Here is a 19,842-nt window from a genome sequence, read left to right on the forward strand (position 1 = left end):
CAAATCTGTAAATTCATTAACTACAACAATCTATTCCATAGATAATTAGAGTATGCTAAGAAACCATAGAGAAATTAATTTTGGAAAGTGTACGAAAATAGATTCATGCAAACCAATTTAAAAAGGTATTGGGACGGCTTTCCCAATACCTTTCATGGCGATTGTTCGATTATGAATGATGGTGTGCTGATTGATAATCTACGTGCTGCTCCTGTCTAAGAGGTGCTCTTTTAATAGAAAAGATCGCGCAGCCTAAGGCACACAGAACTAGAATCGTACCGAAGCTAGCGAGGTGCATTACAGATCCTGTCCATGCAAACATTGCGCCACCAACTGCTGATCCGATAGAAATACCAATTTGTAGAGCAGCTGTATTTAGGCTTTGCTGAATATCCGATGATTGAGGATCCGCCTGAATTAAGTAATTTTGTAATGGCGGTGTCAGTGCCCAGCTCAATGCACCCCATAAAACCGTAAACACTAAAAACAGTGGAAGGGCAATAATTGTATAAGGAATACTGAATAAGACAATGGCAAAGGCTGAGACAATTAAAATAATGGCTTTACTTGTGCCAATTTTATCACTCACCCATCCACCTACAGCATTTCCACTAACAGAGGCAATACCAAAAATTAAGTAACAAATACTAATCCATGAAGCATTCATATCAAATGCCTCTACTAAAAATGGTGTTAAATAGGCGTAGAGCATGTAATGGCCCGCTAGCATAAATAGGGTAGTTAACTGTGCTGTCAGGATTTTCAAATTCGCCAGGGATTTAATTTGCGCCTTGAGTGGCACTACTTCTCCAATTGGCATTTTTTCAAGTAATAAAGCAATTAATATCATTGAAATCGTTGATAGGATACTAATACCTAAAAATACAGCTCGCCAGCCAAACGCTTCTGTAATAAAAATACCCATTGGCACACCGATCACCAGCGCAGAACTTACCCCCATAAAAACAAGCCCCAGTGCTTTAGCACGATGGCGAGGCTCTACGATTTTAGTTGTAATCGTTAATGATAAAACAATCACTAACGCTGTACTCATAGCTGTGAAAATACGTGCGATTAGCACAATGATAAACGTTGTACTAAAGAAGGTCATTAGATTTCCTAACGTAAAAATAAATAAAGAAATAAGGAATAAGCGCTTGCGTTCCACCTTGGCTGTCAAGGATAGTAGGACAGGCGCAGAAATCGCATAAACAAGTGCAAAAATAGTAATTAATTGTCCCGCTGTCGCTAAAGACACATCTAAATCCTCTGCAATATTTGGCAGGATTCCACCAACAATTAATTCAACTAACCCTACTGCAAAGGTAGTCACAGCAAGAATATAAACTCTCCAATTCATCGTAATCTCCCCTTCGATACACGTTCATTTTTGTAGGAGATTGTTTTAAAACAAACTAAAAAAATCCTGACTACAAAAATGAAGCAAAGTTTTGTAGTCAGGATTTTATGGTTCCTGGTAGAGACCCTCAATCCATATTATTGAGGTTATACAGATCAAATATTTACTTTAGCTATAGTAGCACATCAAAATTTCATTGACAATAGCTTTTTTCATAGAATTCATTGCCTCTAAAAATCTTTTGGGCAAGAGAAAATTTCGATTTTCTGCTTATATTTCGACGAATTTGACCATATATATAAACATACAATAACTATTTTACGAGGTGATTGTTTGCGTATAGTAGGATTTGTCTGCTATTTTTTAATACTATTTTATGGCGTAGAATTAGTAGAAGAAGCGTTCACAAATGAAGAACCAGCAATGCAATCTCCCATGAAAAGTAAGCCATCGCCCATCAAGGAAACCGTTGAAAATTCAAGGATTTGTGTCTATTATCCCACTTATAAAAGCTGTACCGATTTACCCCAACAATAAAAAAGAGGCTACTCAATGGAGTGACCTCTTTTTTCATCATTTTGAGCCAATATGAAAATGACTAAATGGATATAGTATTAATTTCGATTCACCATATACAGCATCCTCTGAAATTAAACCATAATGGCGACTGTCACTACTTTTTAGGCGATTGTCACCAAGCACAAAATACATGCCCTCTGGCACTTCTTTTTCATTCACTAATTGTTCCAATGTAAAGTTTTCCGTAATGCGTAATTGATTAGGATCATCCGTTTGACGGTTCACATAATCTTCTTTATATGCTTTGCCATTGACGTACAATACATCATCTTTCATTTCCACTTTATCCCCTGGAAGACCGATGACACGTTTAATATATAACTCATCTTCGACAGGAGATTGGAAAACAATTTGATCAAAACGCTCGATTTTACTTGTTTTGCTTACAATAATAATATCCTTATCGTGATAAGTTGGATACATAGATGCTCCCTGTACTTTAATCGGCGCAAATAAGAATTGCTTACAGCCAAAAACAACAACAGCTGTAATGACAATAATTTTGATGTAGGATAATATTTCTTTTTTAAGATTGGATGTTTTTTCCGCTTGCATGCTCATTCCCCGATACTGTTTTTTTAATAGTATAACATTTTCTCACTATTATTGACGAATGAATCACACAAATTGTTTCCTATTCATAGAAAAATAGACAAGGCTACAAAGTAACATTGTCTAGAAATTGATATTTTACTGTTTCAACGTTATGAATGGTTAGTTTGTGTAGCAGAGTGATGCTGCTCGTTTAATAAATCTACTGCTAATACGATACCCACTGGTAATGCAAATGCTAATAAAATTGTGCCTACAATCATCACAATCACTCCTTTAACCATTTCTAATGTCAGTATACACTTAATTTTCTGATATTTCAAGAAATATCGAAAAATGATGAATAACAGCAAAAAAATCATTCAACTAGGCATGCACCCTACCTGAATGATTTTTTATCCCTTACATAAATAATTTTAAACATAATACTTGTAGGCCTCTAATTGCTGATTGGACTGGATTTTTTCGCACTTTACGTTTAGGTACATAGCTTTGCATGCAATGATTCAGCGCTGTATACCTCAGCACCTGGGTCCTCCCATTCATTCATCTCCCTCCCCTCGTGGCCAAAAAGTTAACAACTAATATGCGACATTTGTAAGCAACTTGCTTACTTACTTTTTAAATGGTTTTGTAAATCTGTTTGTATTTTTTGAAGCTCTGCCTCATTCGGAATATAGTACCAAATGCGGTTAATCCTTTCACCTTCGCCCTCTTCAAACGATAACTGCTCAATATCCTTATCCATTTTTTTATAAATACCTTGTAGCTGAATAAGGTCCTTCACTGAAAAATTCATGCGAACATTGTCGCCTAGTACATTCAACATATCGGTTGCTTTTAATAATGTTGATGGTGTGGAGGCTTTTTTCATCACCGCTTCAATGATTTGACGTTGTCGAATTTGACGTCCAAAATCACCTCGTGGATCTTCATAACGAATACGAGAAAAAATAAGGGCCTCATTACCATCTAATGTGATTTCTCCCTTTGGATAATGGTAGTCGTCAAAGGTTAAATCCATATCATTATCGATTGTTACGCCACCCAGCGTATCAATAATTTGTAAAAAGCCCTCCATATTAATAAATACATAATAATCGATGGGTATATTTAAAAAATTTTCGACCGTATCCACAGCCATCGGGACGCCTCCAAAGGCATAGGCATGATTAATCTTATCTACTGTATCATGACCAACGATTTCTGTTCGAGTATCACGGGGTATACTAAGCATTTTCATCGTCTGCTTTTCAGGATTCACAGTGATTACAATCATGGTATCGGAACGACCACTATCATCTTTTCGTTCATCGACCCCAAGCATTAGAACCGAAAATGGATCTTTTTTAATCACTGTTTTTTCTTCTGGTTGTGCTGCATCTGTTGTTTGAATAAGTGGTGTATTTATTTTATTCATAGTTTTTTGGATGGTAAAGTAGGCAGTACCTATAAAAATCAAAAAAATTGCTAATAGGCTACCAACAATCCACAGCCATAATTTTTTCTTGCTCTTTTTCTCTTTTGAGCGTTTCATGTTTTTTTCCATACATAAGTCCTTTCTTGCTTAACAATTTTGCCCCTCTTTTTGACGTATTAAGTTGGAAAAAAGTTTATCTAGTCTACTTATATGCATAATGAACGAAAAAAAGACGTACACTAGTATTTACTAAATTTACAACATACTATTCCCTCATTTGTCAATTATCTTCCTTTTACATTCATTTCCCTCTATCAAAATGATGCTATCTTAATTTATTGAAAATTCATTATTGTTGATATATACTATTTTTCAGATACAACGTCTCTATAATAGAAACGTTTTTAGGAGGAATCACTCAATGTTTCAAAAAAGAAGAGAACAGCTTGTTTCCCGTATGCAGCAACAGTCAATTGATGTAGCAGTACTAGTGCCAGGGTCAAACATGTATTATTTTACAGGTCTCCAGTTAAAGCAAAGTGAACGCCTAACAGTAGCCGCTATTACTGCTCATCATCAATTATACTTTCTCGTTCCACAAGTAGAATTAACAAAAATAGACGTAAGTTATGGTGGGACAATCTTATCCTATTCGGATGAGGAAGGACCCACACAGGCCATCCAGCAACTAAAAAAAGAACTAGCAACAGCGCAGACACTTGGCGTTGAGTTTGACACCATGCGCGTGAAGGAGCAGAAAGCTATCGAAAGCCTTACATATGACAATTTATGTGATATCGGTGAAACCATTCGTGATATACGTATGGAAAAAGATGAACACGAAATAGCACTCATGCGTCAGGCTGTACAGATTGTCGAAGAAAGTCTTGCAGCCACATTACCGATTATTCAAGCTGGTATTTCAGAAATGGAAGTCGCAGCCCAATTAGAATATGAAATGAGACGACGTGGATCAGAGGGAACACCTTTTGGAACCATTGTTGCTTCTGGTTATCGAGGTGCACTTCCTCATGGTAGAGCGAGCACAAAGAAAATAGAGACAGGTGAATTAATCGTCATAGATTTTGGCGCGATTTATAAGGGGTATGTGGCGGATATGACTAGAACGGTTGCTTTAGGAGAAGTTTCACCAACGCTCAAAACAATTTATAGCGTTGTGAAGCAAGCAAATGAAACAGCCATAGAAGCCATAAAACCGGGCATGACAGCTCATGCCATTGATGATCTGGCAAGAGGCATTATTCGCGATGCTGGCTATGGCGATTATTTCACACACCGACTTGGCCACGGCATTGGTTTAAGCGCACATGAAGAGCCTTATATGATGCAGCGGAATCAACTAGTGTTAAAGCCAGGCATGGCCTTTACCGTGGAGCCAGGTATCTATGTGCAGGATGTTGGTGGTGTTCGTATCGAGGATAATTTAATTGTTACAGAAGATGGTTACGAAAATTTAATGACCTATTCGAAAGAATTAATCATTTTATAAGGTTGGTGTGTACAATGATCGATATGAGGAAAATACAACAGGATATGCCGCTACTTGAACACTATATATATCTAAACACAGCTGCTGCATCTGCCATGCCACAGCCAGTCGTGGATGCAATGACTAGCTATCTCCAAAAACAAGCAAGTATTGGTCCCTACCTGCCCTCTTTTCGTCAAGAAACGTATGCGCAAGTAGAGCGTATTCGAGAAAAAGCCGCATTGTTCATCGGCGCAATAAAAGAGGAAATTGCCTTTATGCCAAACGGTTCAGTGGCGATTAATTATGTCGCTGGAGGCTTGCAATGGAAACAGGGGGATGAGGTTATAGTGCTCGACACAGAAATGTTGAGTAACTATGTGCCTTGGCTTGCCCTTCAGCAGCAAGGGGTTCAGCTGAAAGTGTTAAAAACCAATGATGAATATATGGTAGATTTAAATGCACTTGAGCAACTCATCACACCACAAACAAAATTGATTGCCTTTGCCCATATGTCCAATGCTGCTGGGGCACTCCAGCCTGCCAAAGAAATATGTCAGCTAGCCCAGCAACACAATGTACTAACATTGATGAATGCCAATCAAACACTTGGTTTAACACCAATGAATGTTGCCGAGCTTGGCTGTGACTTTCTAGTTGCATGTGGACGAAAATGGCTACGCGGTCCTGAAGGATCAGGTATTTTATATGTACGAGAAGCACTCATTCCAACATTGACGCCTATTATGATTGGCTGGGGCAGCACCCAGTGGGATTATCAGAACAATGCCTATTCATTTTTAGAAACAGCTAAACGTTTTGAGCCAGGTTGTCCGATCATTCCAAGTATTTTCGGATTAGGGGCAGCTATTGATTATGCGAACAATATTGGTATCCACCACATATATGATCGTGTAAAGCAGCTAACAAACTATTTAATTGAACAGCTTGCCACCATTCCAGGCATTGTCTTATATGGTCCTCAAAATAGTGCTCATCGATTATCGATTACGCCGTTTAACATTGAAGGGCTGTCACCAGATGAGCTAACCAATGCTTTAGCAGACCAAGGGGTCATCATTGAAGCTGGCACATTTATGGCGAATACCATTATGGAACGCAATCAGATTACTAAAATGGCACGTTTTTCACCACACTATTTTAATACGTTTGAAGAAATCGACACAGCTGTATCCATCATGAGAGAAATCCAAGCAAAGGCTCAAGATAGACATTAACTATCTTGAGCCTCTTTTTCATGCTTATTCATGATATAATTTAAAGCTGTATTGATCGAAATACCGTTGAATATTCATCGCTCCATATTGAAGAACATTCACCATATCAGGTAACTTCTCCTCTATTGGCTTACGATAAATAGGACCAGCAATTGTTAAAGAGGCAATGACTTCTTTTTTACTGTTAAAAAGAGGTACACCGAGCCCAAATACGGAATGAGAGTACTCTCCCGTTGAAAAGCACCAGCCTTGCTGTTGTATTTTTTCTAAATCGGCTAACATTTCATCAGGGTCAGTAATGGTTTCAGGCGTTAACCTTTTCATCCCATGCTCCATGATTTCTTTTTTTCTCTCTTCAGGTAGATAAGCCATGATGACTTTACAAGATGCCCCGATATGTAGTGGTGTCCGCGTGCCAATCGACACCGAAAACTTAATGGTTTGAGAGCTCTCAGCTATTTCCACTGTGACACCATCTGTTCCATCTAGCCATGTTAAAAATACGGATTCCTTGATGGTATCTGCAAGATTGATCATAATTGGTAAAACAAAGTCAGAAAGATTTAATTTATCTTTAACCATCTGACCATATTCTAAAAAGCGAAGCCCTAATTCATATTTTTTTGTCTCAGGATTTTGAATAAGAAAGCCTTGTTTTTCAAAGGTTGCTAAAATCCGATAAATAATGGAGTGACTAATATCCATCTCTTTCGCTAGCTCACGAACACCCCATGTAGGATTTTCTTTATTAAAATATTTCAGTACCTCCAACGAGTTATCTAATGTTTTTAATGTCATTTCACACCTCAAATGTCTCTATAATAGAACCGTATTTTGATTATAAAATGAACACGGACAATTTTCAATAAATTCAACTATTTTACAATTAGATTTTAAATAAACTATTTAATTTAAGCAGTTCATATGAACATTCAGATTGTGCAGAGCATGGCTATCAAGCAAAAAAAGAAGGCTATCCGCTAGATTCCTCTTTCTATCCGTCACATTTTGAGTTTTATCCACCAGTTTGGACATTCTATCCACTTAGAGCCATTCTATCACGTAAAAAAGGAAGGCTATCCGCTAGATTCCTCTTTCTATCCGTCACATTTTGAGTTTTATCCGCCAGTTTGGACATCCTATCCATTTAGAGCCATTCTATCAAGCAAAAAAAGAAGGCTATCCGCTAGATTCCTCTTTCTATCCGTCACATTTTGAGTTTTATCCACCAGTTTGGACATTCTATCCACTTAGAGCCATTCTATCACGCAAAAAAAGAAGGCTATCCGCTAGATTCCTCATTCTATCGGTCACATTTTGAGTTTTATCCACTAGTTTGGACATTCTATCCATTTAAAGCCATTCTATCACGCAAAAAAGGAAGGCTATCCGTCAGAATCCTCTTTCTATCCGTCACATTTTGAGTTTTATCCACCGGTTTGGACATTCTATCCACTATGAGCCATTCTATCATGCAAAAAAAGAAGGCTATCCGCTAGATTCCTCTTTCTATCCGTCACATTTTGAGTTTTATCCACCAGTTATCCGCCTAAACAATGAAAAATCAACCCACCTCTTAAAAGGTAGGTTGATTTTTTACATGGCTATTTCTGCTGGATACCCTGTACTAATTTTTCTTGAATCCGCAAGTATTGGGCAATTTCCTCATCATCTAATACTTCAAAAAGCTGTACAAAGACCTCTTTCCCGATAGATTGAGCCTTTGCTAAAGCACTTTGACCCTCATCTGTAATTTGTAAGCGAATGGTGCGACGGTCGGATGGATCATATAGTCTTTCTGCTAATCCAAGCTTGACCAGCTTTTCAGCTATGCTCGTCATCGCACCTTTTGTATAGCCGATTGTTTCAGCTAATTCCGCCTGTTTTTGAGGGCCTTTGACATGTAGCTCATTTAAAACTAAAATTGGTGAAATTCCTAAAGGATATGGGAACGCTTTTGTAAAACGTATAATATTCGCATTGTTCACCTGTTCAATCATATGAATCAGTTTAAAAATATTTGTCTGTTTCAAAAAAATCCTCCTCAAACGCTGAGAATTAATGAAGCATTAGTGAGCCTCCATCCACCATAATCGTTTGACCTGTAATGTATTGAGAATCGTCAGAAGCTAAGAAAACAGCTACTCGACCGATATCTTGCTCAATATCACCAAAACGACCTAACGGAATTTTACTTCTCACCGCTTCATAATACTCTGGCTGTGCTTTTGCCCATGCTTGTACACCTGGTGAATCAGCAAGCGGACTAATGATATTGACATTAATACCAAAACGTCCCCATTCATTTGCGGCAACACGAGAAATACCACGAATGGCTTCCTTAGCAGCGGCATAAGCAGCCTGTGTTTCATGACCTTGAATGCCTGCTCCAGATGCAAAGTTAATAATATTACCCTTAGTTTCTTTTAAATGCGGTAGTGCTGCTTGCATTAAATAGAAGGTTGGATAAAAACCTGTCCCAAATGACAAGTCAAGATCTGCTTGTGTAGTTTCTTCTATTGTAACTTGTTTAGCAGCATGAGCGTTATTAACTAGCACATCTAGTTTACCGTATTTTTCTACGACTGTATCAATAATTTTTGGTAATTGGTCGCGTTCCATTAGATTAGCCTGTAAAAACATAGACTTTGGCGACATTTCTTGTAATTCTTTTGCCATTGCCTCGCCTGCTTCTGCATTTAAGTCAACAATTGTAACAATCGCCCCTTCCTTTACCATAGCTTTTGCCATTCCACTACCAATACCACCTGCACCGCCAGTAATGATGACCACTTTGTTTTGTAGTTTACCCACTGCAACAACATCTCCTTCTTGTTTCTCTGTTAATAGTTTAACATTAAACTATTTAATTTTAAACTAAATTGCTTCAGATAAAAAAGCCTATTCTGGAGAAGGGTTCATCCAAAATAAGCTTTTTCTAAAATTGATCTTTCCTACATGATTGTGCCGATTACTCTTTTCCAGCGCTCTATTTCTGATTTGATATTACACCAAATATAGACCCTTTAATGTAGGTTTGTCCTTGTAATGACTGCAATTGCTCTGGAGTACCAGTGACTACAGCCCCAGTTATTTTCACATCGCTTTTCTCCAGGCTTCCATTTTCCCCTACTAAAGATTGATAAACCTGGTTTGTTTCCCACTCAAAATTCTTGCTTTTACGAAGAAGCTCAATGTTTCGAATAAAGGTCTCAACCTCGTCGTTTGAAGAGCGTCGGGGTTTTGGTTTGGATGACTCTGATTGGAAGCCGTAAATGTAAGGACCATTGGCTGCAATCGTACTCTGTCCTCGCTTAAAAAAATCTAGTGTATCATCTGTATAGGCATCCACCCACCACCAATCTACTTGTACTTCAGAAGGTAGCTTGCTTTTAATTTCATCCAAACTATAAGCATCATCAAAGGAAATAGCTATTTCTACTAAAGTATTTTTCTCCAATTGGCGCAGTTCACTAATCTTATCTTGATAATGGTCGTAGGAAATCTTTGGATGATAAAAAAACATTTCTCGGTCACCTGTGTAGTCATTAAACCGTTCGAATTGATATGTTTCTGCCAGTGATTCTGAACCTTCTATTTGAATGGGGCTAGAAATGGCCGTTCGTGTAAGCGTTCCAAATAAATTATAATCGCTTTTGATAGGCTTCCAAATATAGGGCCGATGCTGCTCTCCAAGCACCTTATAGGTTGTTGTTGTTATTTTCCCTCCCAGCAAATGATCGTCATAAACCTGATTACTAATTTGGACATTGGACCCACTTATTTCGTTAAATAAATGAATATCATCCATTACTTTTTGCGCACTATTTAACGATAAAGCCCTCAGCCCATACCATAATGCTATTAGCACAACGGGGGTAACGATTAATGTAATCCCAATCATTTTGACTGTTGACCAAAACCTTGCCTTTCTCATTATTTTTTTCGTTTGTCTATCATCAAACAAAAATTCATTTTCTTCATTATTCATCATGAATATCCTCCTTAAATCGTTCAGTAAATTCTTCCCTAGCACGTCTGACATGCGTTTTTAGTGTGTTTTCATTCTTATTCATCAAGGCTGAAATTTCCTTATACGATAATCCCAGCTCATATTTCAGGATTAATAATTCCTGATGCAAAATGGATAGCGTTTCCAGTGTGTTCTGTATGTCCTTTAATTTTTCTTTCTTTAGCATCTGGATCTCAGGAATATGAATGAATGAAGTCAATTGAACTTCCTCTAATTCTGTTGTTGGATGACGTGTTTCTTTTCTCTTGAGATCATAAAATTGATTGGTTGCTACACGATATAACCAACTCATTACTTTGTCTGACTGAATTCCATTTTTATGTAATAAAAATTTATAACATGTATCTTGGACGATATCTTCTGCATCCTCATGGGTTAATCCACGTTTTCTCAAATAACGATATAGCAGCGTTCCTGCTTGCCGTAGAAACGCATTCATTGATTGTTGTACCATGTCTACCTCCCTTCTGCCTATACAACGCAGAACTCCATGAAAAGTTTACATATTACTAAAATTCACCATTAAATTTTTTAGTTTAGTGAAAACCAACTACATTTATTTTCAAATACATACAAGCATCTTTTTAATTTGACAAGAATATACTGTAGCAGCTAGCTAAAATCACTTTCAAGAAAGGAGTTGTGGATAATGGGTGCTAAATGGATAAAGGTTTCAGTCTTTTATTTATTGATTGTTTTTGCTTTTGGCCTGTTTATGCATTATACGGTTCAACTTCAATGGAAAGCGACACATGCTCATATTGGTGTGGTAGGTTGGCTGACTACTGGATTCATTGGTTTAATTTATTCGATTTATAAAAATGCTGCGGAGACAGGTCTCGCTAAAGCACAATTCTGGCTTTACAATCTTGGTTTACCCTTCCTTTTTGTTGGCATGATGATGGTGTATTGGGATGTACCACGCTGGTTATTTGAGCTTTTTGTGTCCGGTGGTGGTATTGCTGTAGCGCTGTCTGTTCTGTTATTCTTTGTCAATGTTTTCAAATATGTAAGATAAATAGAAAAGCCCCGCTTCAGTTGAAGTGGGGCTTTTCTAGCTATTACTATTGTTGTAAGGAGTTCGCCTGCATTTGATACATTTTGTCATAAATTCCGCCAAGCGCTAGCAGTTCATCATGCGTGCCGTTTTCTACAATTTTTCCTCGATCAAGTACAAGAATACGATCTGCATTTTTAATCGTTGAAAGTCGATGGGCAATAATAAACGTTGTCCGTCCTTTTTTCAGGACATCCATCGCATGCTGAATAATTTCTTCCGTTTCCGTATCAATATTCGATGTCGCTTCATCCAATATTAAAATGGCTGGATCAAACGCCAGGGCACGTGCAAACGAAATCAACTGACGTTGTCCTGAAGATAAGGTACTGCCCTTCTCAATAACTGGCTCCTCATAGCCATTTGGTAAATTAGCTAAAACACGTTCTCCCCCGACAGCATTTAAGGAAGCTACTATTTTCTCATGAGAGATGCGCGGGTTGTTTAAGCTAACATTGGATGCAATCGTACCCGTAAATAAGTAAGGGTCCTGTAGCACAATACCCATATGTTCACGCATCGTTTGACGTGGAACAGAGGTAATATCAATGCCATCAATGGTAATTTTGCCTTTTGACGGGTCGTAGAAGCGGAACAGCAAGTTCATAATGGAACTTTTCCCTGAACCTGTATGACCAACTAAAGCAATTGTTTCACCTTGATGTGCTTCAAATGACAGGTTTTTCAGCACATATTCATTATCTTTATAGGCAAAGGACACATCTTCGAAAACCACATTTCCTTTATATCGTGGGATACTCTTTTCAGAAACAGGTTCACCTTTCGTATCTAGCACCTCGAAGACACGCTTGCCTGCAATGAGTGAACGCTCAAGCTGTGAAAATTGATTTACAATATTCGTAATCGGATTAAATAGCTTTGTTAAGTAATCAACAAATGCATACAATGTCCCTGCTGTAATCACTTCAGTTGCTGTAAAGGAGCGTGTACCAAAGTAGAAGATAAAGACCGTAAACATGATAAGTCTTAGCGTATTCACAAGGTTAAAGGATGTAGCTGAATCAAGCACCAGCAGCTTACGCTCATACGCATAATGCTCATTATTCATGTCATCAAATTCCTTCGTCATTTGCTGCTCACGACGGAACGCCTGAATAATTGTCATGCCCTGAATGGATTCATTAATCATGGCATTAATATCTGCAATTTTTGTACGAATGACATCGTTGTATTTAGAGGCAAATTTTCGATATAAAATCATCCATACATAAACAATTGGAATCATGGTTAAAGCAAGCATTGCCATTTTCCAATTTAAAATAAAGAGCGCTATATACACCCCAAAAATAGAAATGAAGCTCGTCACAAAATTGGATAGAACCTGTACATATAAATTCCGAACTGCCTCTGTATCGTTTGTTACACGCGCAACAATTTTACCCGCTGGTAAATTGTCGAAGTATTGGATCGGTAAAGTTTGAATATGTTCAAAGACATCTTTACGTAATTTTTGGATGACACGGTTTGCCCCAATTTGCAAATAAATATACATAAAATATCGTAATATGGCTGTGGCAATGGCTAAAAGTAAATACACAATGAGCAACCATGTAATCGGTTTGATTTCTATATGACCGATTGTCATGTAATTATCAATAATATGTTTCGCAATAAACGGTCCAACAAGCTCCGTGAATACGGCAATTGTTAGGAAGAATAAGCCTAATAGTATCGGCTTTTTAAAATACATCGCATAGCGTGTTAAACGTTGACTCGTACTCATGAGGCACCTCCTTCTAGCTGCTGACGGTCAAATTGCTCTTTATACCATCCTTGTTGCGCAAGAAGTTCCTCATGTGTTCCCTGCTCTACAATTTGCCCATCATCCAGTACGATGATGACATCGGCATGCTGAATACCAGACAAGCGATGTGTCGTAATAATCGTCGTTTTACCTTGACGTTCACGCTGAATATTTTCAATAATTCTTGCCTCTGTCTTCGCGTCGACAGCGGAAAGCGAATCATCCAGCATTAAAATTTCAGGATCTTTAATTAAAGCACGAGCAATAGACACACGTTGTTTTTGACCGCCTGAAAGAGAGACACCCTTTTCTCCAACAAGTGTTTCAAGACCCATTGGTAGATTGTCTAAATCCTTTTCAAAATACGCGGCACGTATCGCCTGCTGCAACTCTGCTTGTGTTGCATCTTCTTTCCCAAATAATATATTTTCACGAATAGTGCGTGAGAATAGCACATGATCTTGTGGTACATAACCAATCCAGTCGAGGATCTGCTCCTTCGTTTGAGCCGTAATATCGATACCGTCAATGGAAAGCTGTCCCTGTCCGATTGGGTATTCTCGCAATAATTGGCGTAGGAAGGTTGTTTTACCTGCCCCCGTTTTACCAACAATGCCAAGGGTTTGACCTTTTTTCAAGGAAAGGGAAATCTGCTGTAGGTTTTTCACCTGACTCATCGGATATTGGAATGTTAAGGCATCAAAGCCAATCGCATTTGGTGTCGCAATCATTTGTGGATTCGGAATATTTCGAACATCCGCCTCGTAGTTCAAGGTTTCCTGCACACGATCTAGTGAGGCATTCCCCTGCTGCATAACATTGATGAGCTCACCAATCGCAAATATTGGCCAAACAGCCAAACCTAAATAAACATTAAACGTGACCAGTTGCCCAACCGTCATCGCCTCTGTTGCCACTAAATGAGCCCCGTAACCAAGTGCTACAACATAACTAATGCCTGTTCCAACTTTTGTAATTGGGCCAAATAAAGCATTGATTTTTGCTGTATGAATATTTTTCGCATACACGACTTCACTCATCTCTGCAAAATTAGCCTCATCCTTTTTTTCCTGCACATAGGCACGCACTACTCGCACTCCTGCTACAGATTCCAGCACACTATCGTTTAGCTCCCCAAAAGCATCTTGTGCCTTCATATATCGCTCATGAACAATTTTTCCTAAATATTGGATGAGGATCGCCATAATAGGGACTGGTAACATGGCGAAAAATGTGAGCTTCCACGAAATCATATAGCCCATCGCAAAAATGATAAAGCCCATATAAATCGTTGAATCAATCAACGTCATAATACCAAAACCAGCTGTCATGGATACGGCATTTAAGTCATTTGTTGCACGTGCCATCAGGTCACCGGTACGGTTTTTCTCATAAAATGTTGGGGTCATGCGTAAAAAATGCTGCATTAAATTACGACGTAAAATTTTCTCAAGGTTGATAGCTCCTTCAAATAGTCGGAATTGCCACACAAAATTTAATAAATAGCCCCCAATAATAATTCCAATAAAAATCAAGACATACTTTGTTAAAATAGCTGGTGTCATTTCTCCTGTAGTCAATAGATCTATAATAGAACCGAGTAAATAGGGAGGGACAACCTCTAATCCACTGGCAATCATTAGTAAAACAATGGCCACCGTATATTGCTTCCAGTATTTTTTAAAGAACCAGCCTAATTTACTTAACACATCAAACATACATCATAACCTTCTTTCCTCCGTGCTGTTGTGGATGACTACCCACTTTCTAGAAATTCCTTTTTGAAAATCATTCGTCTAACTGTTTTTGTCATATACATACACTCCTTTTTTGTTTGCACTACAACCTTTTTTGCACAAAAAAAGACACATACCCTAAAAGAGTAAGTGTCTCTTATAAAAGGCAGGATAATTCCATACCTAGTTCTGCAATAGTAAATAAAGCGTTAGGCACGGACAATGTATGTAACTGTGATTGAATTTGATACTGATAAAATTAACATTGTCATGCCCTCCTTTAGTTTATTTGTTATAGTGTTCTTGAAGATTATCACACTATAGAAATATTTGTCAACTATCACCCTGTTATTTTTTATCATTTTCAGGAAATAGTTAGCGCTTTAAAGCATTAAAATGCTCTAAGGAATCAAAGGGAGAACATGCTTAAAATTACTGTGTTGTCTATAACCTTACAATAAATCTACGGCACAGACATTAACCTAAAGACTGAAATACAAGACTAGTGATTTTGATACCAAATAGCAGACAATAGAATATTCTCTTTGCATCTGTTGCACTCCTTCAATATGCTTATCTCATCATCTTTATTTATTTATTTAGTTAATTATTATTTAGTTAATTATTATTTAGTTAATTATTATTTAGTAGTGTCGGGTTTTCCGTTTATGGTTTAGCCGTCAGCGGGTTTTCCGTTTATGGTTTAGCCGTCAGCGGGTTTTCCGTCAGCGGATTCACATAAGATGGATAAAGAAATGTCCATGTAATAAAATCTATTTCATTTTCCATATATAATATTTCGAAATATTATTTCGTGAGCATTTATACCTTTCTATACACTATATACATTTTAAAAGTCGATTTTGGGACATAACTTGAATTGAAATATTTCTAAAATTTTTGTCTCATGATACACTTTCTTTATAGTCATTTTCAGTAAGGGGTTTTTATGTTGAGGTCATTTCTAGCGGTGGGAATTGGTGGAATTCTTGGTGCCATCTGTCGATATAGCCTTAGTCTCGCCGTTCCAAATACAGAAGTATTTCCATTCACAACACTGTTTATAAATTTACTAGGCTGCTTTTGCCTAGCATGGCTTTTTACTTCTTTTATAAAACGCACACCTATTATACTAGGAATAGGTACAGGGTTTTGTGGAGCTTTTACTACCTTTTCGACATTTTCCTTAGAGACACTATTACTCCTAGAAAATAGCCAGTGGCTACAGGCTGTACTCTATGTTACAGTGAGTGTTTTAGGTGGATTAGCTTGCACATGGCTGGGAATACGACTTGCTAGGGGGCGTATTGCATGATTTTAGTTGGAATTGGTGGATTTTTTGGCGCTCTTTCTAGATTTTATTTAGGAAAATTACTTGTACATCCCTATCCATGGGCGACTTTTATGATTAATTGTACAGGCTCCTTTGCGCTTGGTTTCTTATTTGCCCTACATCTTAGTGATTGGTTATGGCAATTAATGGGCATAGGTTTTTTAGGAGCCTACACAACTTTTTCTACTTTTGGATTTGAATGTCTACAGCTTATAGAACAACAAAAATGGAGACAAGCCATTAGCTATATTGCCAGTACCTTGCTAATTGGCGTACTTTGTGCAGCTATTGGTTATCTAGTCGTATAAAAGAGGGTGAACTAGTGACACAGCCGTCAAAAGAGTTATTGGAGGAATTAGAAGTTGAAATAGAGCAAACGCTCTATGCATTGATTGACCTAGAATTAGAGGAAAATTACGCTACCATGAATACACAATTTGCGCAATTACTTGCCAAGGTTCAGACAGCCCAGTTAATTAATTACAAGCTGGATGTTCTCGTTGAACCTCAAGCTTTTGCAACTGAAACTTGTATTCTTTTACAGAGCCTCATAGAAGCAAAGGCGAGACCAAATAAAAGGCATAAACTGTTAACACATCGCATGATTTTGAAGATATGGTTACGAAAAAATCAACGATTCATGAGGGAATTTCTACCTCAAATGTTTTAGGCGCCACTTGAAATTGCAAGGGCGCCTTTTTTAAATTTGAAGTTTTTGCAACACTTCTTTTATTTTTCCCCTCACTGTCAGATCAAATGGGGGTGTCTGCTGTGACATATCCATATTAATATACACGGTTTTTCCTGTTGTCATCATAGGTAGTTGGTTGACGGGATATACCTCAAGACTCGTTCCAATGACAAGGACAAGTTCAGCTGTTTTAATTGCCTCCATTGAACAGTGCCAGCTTGCTTGTGGTAGGCTTTCTCCGAAGAGCACAACATTTGGACGAAGTTTCCCACCACAATGGGCGCAACTAGCCTTATTCAAGAAGCTTGCCATGACAGCCGCCTGCTGGCAACGATGACAACGAATAGACCGGATCGAACCATGTAACTCCTCGACGGATTGACTTCCTGCCAATTGGTGAAAACCATCCACATTTTGAGTAGCGATTAGAGACACTAAACCTCTTCGTTCCCAATCAGCTAATATATGATGTCCCTCATGGGGAGCCACCTTTTCTAGGTTTTCGATACGTGTTTTATAAAATTCATGAAATAATGAGTAATGATCTGTTAATGCTTCCGTTGTCGCGACAGTTCTTGGATCCATTTGTTTCCACCAACCAGATGCTGAACGGAAATCAGGAACTCCACTTTCCGTTGACATGCCCGCTCCTGTTAGAATCACTGTATTATTTGAGGATAGTAACCACTCACGTAAATGTTCTATTGCCATTTTCCCCCTCCTTTTTTCGAATTAAAACTACCTTCACCTATTTCGACAATCAACCTATTTTTCCTCTGCATTCTTATAGGAATGTTTAAAAGGAAGCTTCCATTTTAATTTATTATTCACAGATAACATGCGAATCACTACTATAAAAATAACAATGACTGACAATTCAAGCGGGCTGTCCCACCCTAACCATATACAAAGGGCACATACAAATGTTAGGACAGCATGGATTTCTTCTCTTAATGCAAGCGGTGTTCTACCAGCTAACAAATCTCGAACCATGCCTCCGCCAACACCAGTAAACATCGACGCTATAATAATGATACCTAGGTCGTGATGTAAGCTTTTTGCTAACAATCCGCCTTGTATTGCGAAAGAAGCTAGGCCAATTGAATCAAAGAAATAGCCCCAGCGGTTCCAATGATGAATCCAGTTCCTTTTGACAAATAAAATGGTCGTCAGCGTGACTAAAACGACTAATAAGGATTGCCGTTCCCATATATCTGACACAGGGATATCCAGTACAACATTGCGGATAATGGAACCACCATAAGACGTTGTCAGACCAAGCACAAATATGCCAATAAAAGAATAGTTGGCCTGTAACGCAACAAATGCTCCACTAATGGCGTAGGCAATAATGCCAATGATATGTAATACTGACCATGTCACATCATCCATCTCCTTTTTACTATACAAAAAAGCCCACCATAAAATAGTTGCGCATTGAGTACGCAAGCTATTTTATGGTGGGCTAATATCCTAGCAGTAGTACCTACTAATTTATCCATCTCACCATGTATCCTAAAAGAATATAGCTGCTGTGCCATACTAATTGACACAACGACCATAAAATTTCCTAGTTAGAATTGTAATTGATTTTTTTATTAAACTCAATATGAATTTTTGATTATAGCGTTTCATACATGACTTGACCCATTAAAGAGATGTCATAATCTCCTAATGCAGCTACTTCCGATTGGAAATCAGGTGTATTTAAAATCTCCTTCACCATATCGATGAGCGGTTGATTTTCTGGTGTTATTAATAACACAATATCGTAACGTTCAGTGACCATTGGTATAAAATCGACCTGAATAAGCTTGGCGATTTTTTCAATGCCAATCCCAACATCTGCACGTCCATTGGCAACTGCAGAGGCGACATCGAGGTGGCTCATTTCTTCATGGGTATAGCCTGCAATCGTGGATGGAGCGATACCGTGAATGCGCAATTGCTCATCTAACAGAGTACGAGCACCTGAGCCTTTCTCACGGTTGATGAATGTGAATGTCTTTGTTTGGAAATCTTCAAATGTGCGTATCTCCAGCGGATTCCCCTTTTGAACATAGAAACCTGCTTTACGTGATACAACATTGATGAGAACAAAGGCATGGCTGACAAAGATTTTTTTTACATAAGGAGTATTATAATCTCCTGTATCCCCATCAAACATATGTAAACTCGCAATATCACAGTCTCCGTGATACAACGCCATTACACCATTAAAACTACCTTCATGTGAGCGTAATACTTTCGTAGATCGTCGTTTCTCGATATATTTTGCTAAAATATCTAATACTAAATCTTGCCCACTCACTATAATTTTCGCATGATTTTTAGTAGGAGTGGCTATGGAAGCCTGTGCCACAGCTGGCATACTACCTGTTTTTCGTTTTTGTATATAGGTTTGCAAGTCAGCACGATCTACCCGCATTTGCCGTCCTACGCGGAAAACTGGCAAATCACCCTTTTTCGCTAAATCATAAATTGTTAATTTTGAAACCTTTAATAATTGTGCAACCTCTTCAATCGTATAGGATTGTTCTTGTGACATGTAAAAGTTCTCCTCCTATAAGCCTCTATTTTACATGGTAA

At 38.0% G+C, this 19,842-nt stretch carries 20 protein-coding genes and 1 riboswitch; of the genes, 6 read left to right on the top strand and 14 right to left on the bottom strand.

From position 1 onward, the window contains the following. Positions 1-169 precede the first annotated feature (169 nt). The 4 genes from MKY76_RS13670 to MKY76_RS13685 form a co-directional block, all read right to left on the bottom strand. Positions 170-1,360 carry an MFS transporter gene (locus MKY76_RS13670; RefSeq protein ID WP_342556736.1) on the bottom strand — a complete coding sequence of 397 codons (1,191 nt, stop codon included), beginning with the start codon at positions 1,358-1,360 and terminating at the stop codon, positions 170-172. A gap of 74 nt (positions 1,361-1,434) precedes the next feature. Continuing rightward, a riboswitch (purine riboswitch) is annotated at positions 1,435-1,534 on the bottom strand. Positions 1,535-1,933: 399 nt separating this feature from the next. After that, positions 1,934-2,494 (bottom strand): signal peptidase I, encoded by a 561-nt coding sequence (gene lepB / locus MKY76_RS13675; protein ID WP_048392477.1) that lies wholly within the window; start codon positions 2,492-2,494, stop codon positions 1,934-1,936. A 149-nt stretch (positions 2,495-2,643) separates the two neighbouring features. Next, positions 2,644-2,754, bottom strand: coding sequence for a hypothetical protein (locus MKY76_RS13680; RefSeq protein ID WP_004230560.1), 111 nt, complete (start codon positions 2,752-2,754; stop codon positions 2,644-2,646). 347 nt (positions 2,755-3,101) lie between these two features. Next, entirely contained in the window at positions 3,102-4,040 is a 939-nt protein-coding gene (locus MKY76_RS13685) for an LCP family protein (protein WP_342556737.1), read from the bottom strand. 292 nt (positions 4,041-4,332) lie between these two features. Here MKY76_RS13685 and MKY76_RS13690 point away from each other — a divergent pair, with 292 nt between their 5' ends. Next, positions 4,333-5,421 (top strand): Xaa-Pro peptidase family protein, encoded by a 1,089-nt coding sequence (locus MKY76_RS13690; RefSeq protein WP_342556738.1) that lies wholly within the window; start codon positions 4,333-4,335, stop codon positions 5,419-5,421. 14 nt (positions 5,422-5,435) lie between these two features. Beyond that, the gene (locus MKY76_RS13695; RefSeq protein ID WP_258860591.1) at positions 5,436-6,638 is read left to right on the top strand and encodes an aminotransferase class V-fold PLP-dependent enzyme; all 1,203 of its coding nucleotides are present in this window, start codon (positions 5,436-5,438) and stop codon (positions 6,636-6,638) included. 24 nt (positions 6,639-6,662) lie between these two features. Here the strand turns inward: MKY76_RS13695 and MKY76_RS13700 are convergent, their stop codons facing one another. The 5 genes from MKY76_RS13700 to MKY76_RS13720 form a co-directional block, all read right to left on the bottom strand. Continuing rightward, complete coding sequence (locus MKY76_RS13700; protein WP_342556739.1) at positions 6,663-7,436, bottom strand: IclR family transcriptional regulator; 774 nt, start codon at positions 7,434-7,436, stop codon at positions 6,663-6,665. 806 nt (positions 7,437-8,242) lie between these two features. Beyond that, positions 8,243-8,638 (bottom strand): MarR family transcriptional regulator, encoded by a 396-nt coding sequence (locus MKY76_RS13705; protein WP_175400760.1) that lies wholly within the window; start codon positions 8,636-8,638, stop codon positions 8,243-8,245. A gap of 58 nt (positions 8,639-8,696) precedes the next feature. Then, positions 8,697-9,452 carry an SDR family oxidoreductase gene (locus tag MKY76_RS13710; protein ID WP_036077242.1) on the bottom strand — a complete coding sequence of 252 codons (756 nt, stop codon included), beginning with the start codon at positions 9,450-9,452 and terminating at the stop codon, positions 8,697-8,699. Between the two features lie 175 nt (positions 9,453-9,627). Continuing rightward, complete coding sequence (locus MKY76_RS13715) at positions 9,628-10,632, bottom strand: anti sigma factor C-terminal domain-containing protein (RefSeq protein ID WP_342556740.1); 1,005 nt, start codon at positions 10,630-10,632, stop codon at positions 9,628-9,630. Further along, positions 10,622-11,125 carry an RNA polymerase sigma factor gene (locus MKY76_RS13720; RefSeq protein ID WP_342556741.1) on the bottom strand — a complete coding sequence of 168 codons (504 nt, stop codon included), beginning with the start codon at positions 11,123-11,125 and terminating at the stop codon, positions 10,622-10,624. Before MKY76_RS13720 ends, MKY76_RS13715 begins: the two co-directional genes overlap by 11 nt. Positions 11,126-11,320: 195 nt before the next feature. Here MKY76_RS13720 and MKY76_RS13725 point away from each other — a divergent pair, with 195 nt between their 5' ends. Beyond that, complete coding sequence (locus MKY76_RS13725) at positions 11,321-11,689, top strand: hypothetical protein (RefSeq protein WP_016994585.1); 369 nt, start codon at positions 11,321-11,323, stop codon at positions 11,687-11,689. Positions 11,690-11,735: 46 nt separating this feature from the next. Here MKY76_RS13725 and MKY76_RS13730 read toward each other — a convergent pair whose 3' ends face one another. Beyond that, a complete protein-coding gene (locus MKY76_RS13730; RefSeq protein ID WP_016994586.1) occupies positions 11,736-13,472 on the bottom strand; it encodes an ABC transporter ATP-binding protein in 1,737 nt (578 codons plus the stop codon). Further along, entirely contained in the window at positions 13,469-15,211 is a 1,743-nt protein-coding gene (locus MKY76_RS13735; protein ID WP_342556742.1) for an ABC transporter ATP-binding protein, read from the bottom strand. Before MKY76_RS13735 ends, MKY76_RS13730 begins: the two co-directional genes overlap by 4 nt. Before the next feature lie 967 nt (positions 15,212-16,178). On the opposite strand from MKY76_RS13735, the gene crcB (MKY76_RS13740) reads away from it, so the two are divergent. From crcB (MKY76_RS13740) to MKY76_RS13750, 3 genes are read left to right on the top strand one after another with little or no spacing between them, the layout of a single operon-like run. Beyond that, the gene (gene crcB / locus MKY76_RS13740; RefSeq protein WP_036077245.1) at positions 16,179-16,544 is read left to right on the top strand and encodes a fluoride efflux transporter CrcB; all 366 of its coding nucleotides are present in this window, start codon (positions 16,179-16,181) and stop codon (positions 16,542-16,544) included. Further along, positions 16,541-16,870: a fluoride efflux transporter CrcB gene (crcB, locus tag MKY76_RS13745; protein ID WP_131521436.1), complete on the top strand. Its 330-nt coding sequence runs from the start codon at positions 16,541-16,543 to the stop codon at positions 16,868-16,870. The genes crcB (MKY76_RS13740) and crcB (MKY76_RS13745) overlap by 4 nt, the downstream gene beginning before the upstream one ends. 14 nt (positions 16,871-16,884) lie before the next feature. Then, positions 16,885-17,232, top strand: coding sequence for a hypothetical protein (locus MKY76_RS13750; protein WP_048392463.1), 348 nt, complete (start codon positions 16,885-16,887; stop codon positions 17,230-17,232). Between the two features lie 30 nt (positions 17,233-17,262). On the opposite strand, the gene MKY76_RS13755 is transcribed toward MKY76_RS13750, so the two are convergent. The 3 genes from MKY76_RS13755 to MKY76_RS13765 form a co-directional block, all read right to left on the bottom strand. Beyond that, positions 17,263-17,964, bottom strand: coding sequence for an NAD-dependent deacylase (locus MKY76_RS13755; protein WP_342556743.1), 702 nt, complete (start codon positions 17,962-17,964; stop codon positions 17,263-17,265). 54 nt (positions 17,965-18,018) lie between these two features. After that, entirely contained in the window at positions 18,019-18,645 is a 627-nt protein-coding gene (locus tag MKY76_RS13760) for a TRIC cation channel family protein (RefSeq protein WP_244205588.1), read from the bottom strand. A gap of 229 nt (positions 18,646-18,874) precedes the next feature. Next, a complete protein-coding gene (locus tag MKY76_RS13765; RefSeq protein ID WP_342556744.1) occupies positions 18,875-19,801 on the bottom strand; it encodes a helix-turn-helix transcriptional regulator in 927 nt (308 codons plus the stop codon). Between the last annotated feature and the right edge of the window lie 41 nt (positions 19,802-19,842).

It is taken from the genome of Lysinibacillus sp. FSL P4-0201 (assembly GCF_038593425.1).
GTDB classification, from domain to species: Bacteria; Bacillota; Bacilli; order Bacillales_A; family Planococcaceae; genus Lysinibacillus; species Lysinibacillus capsici.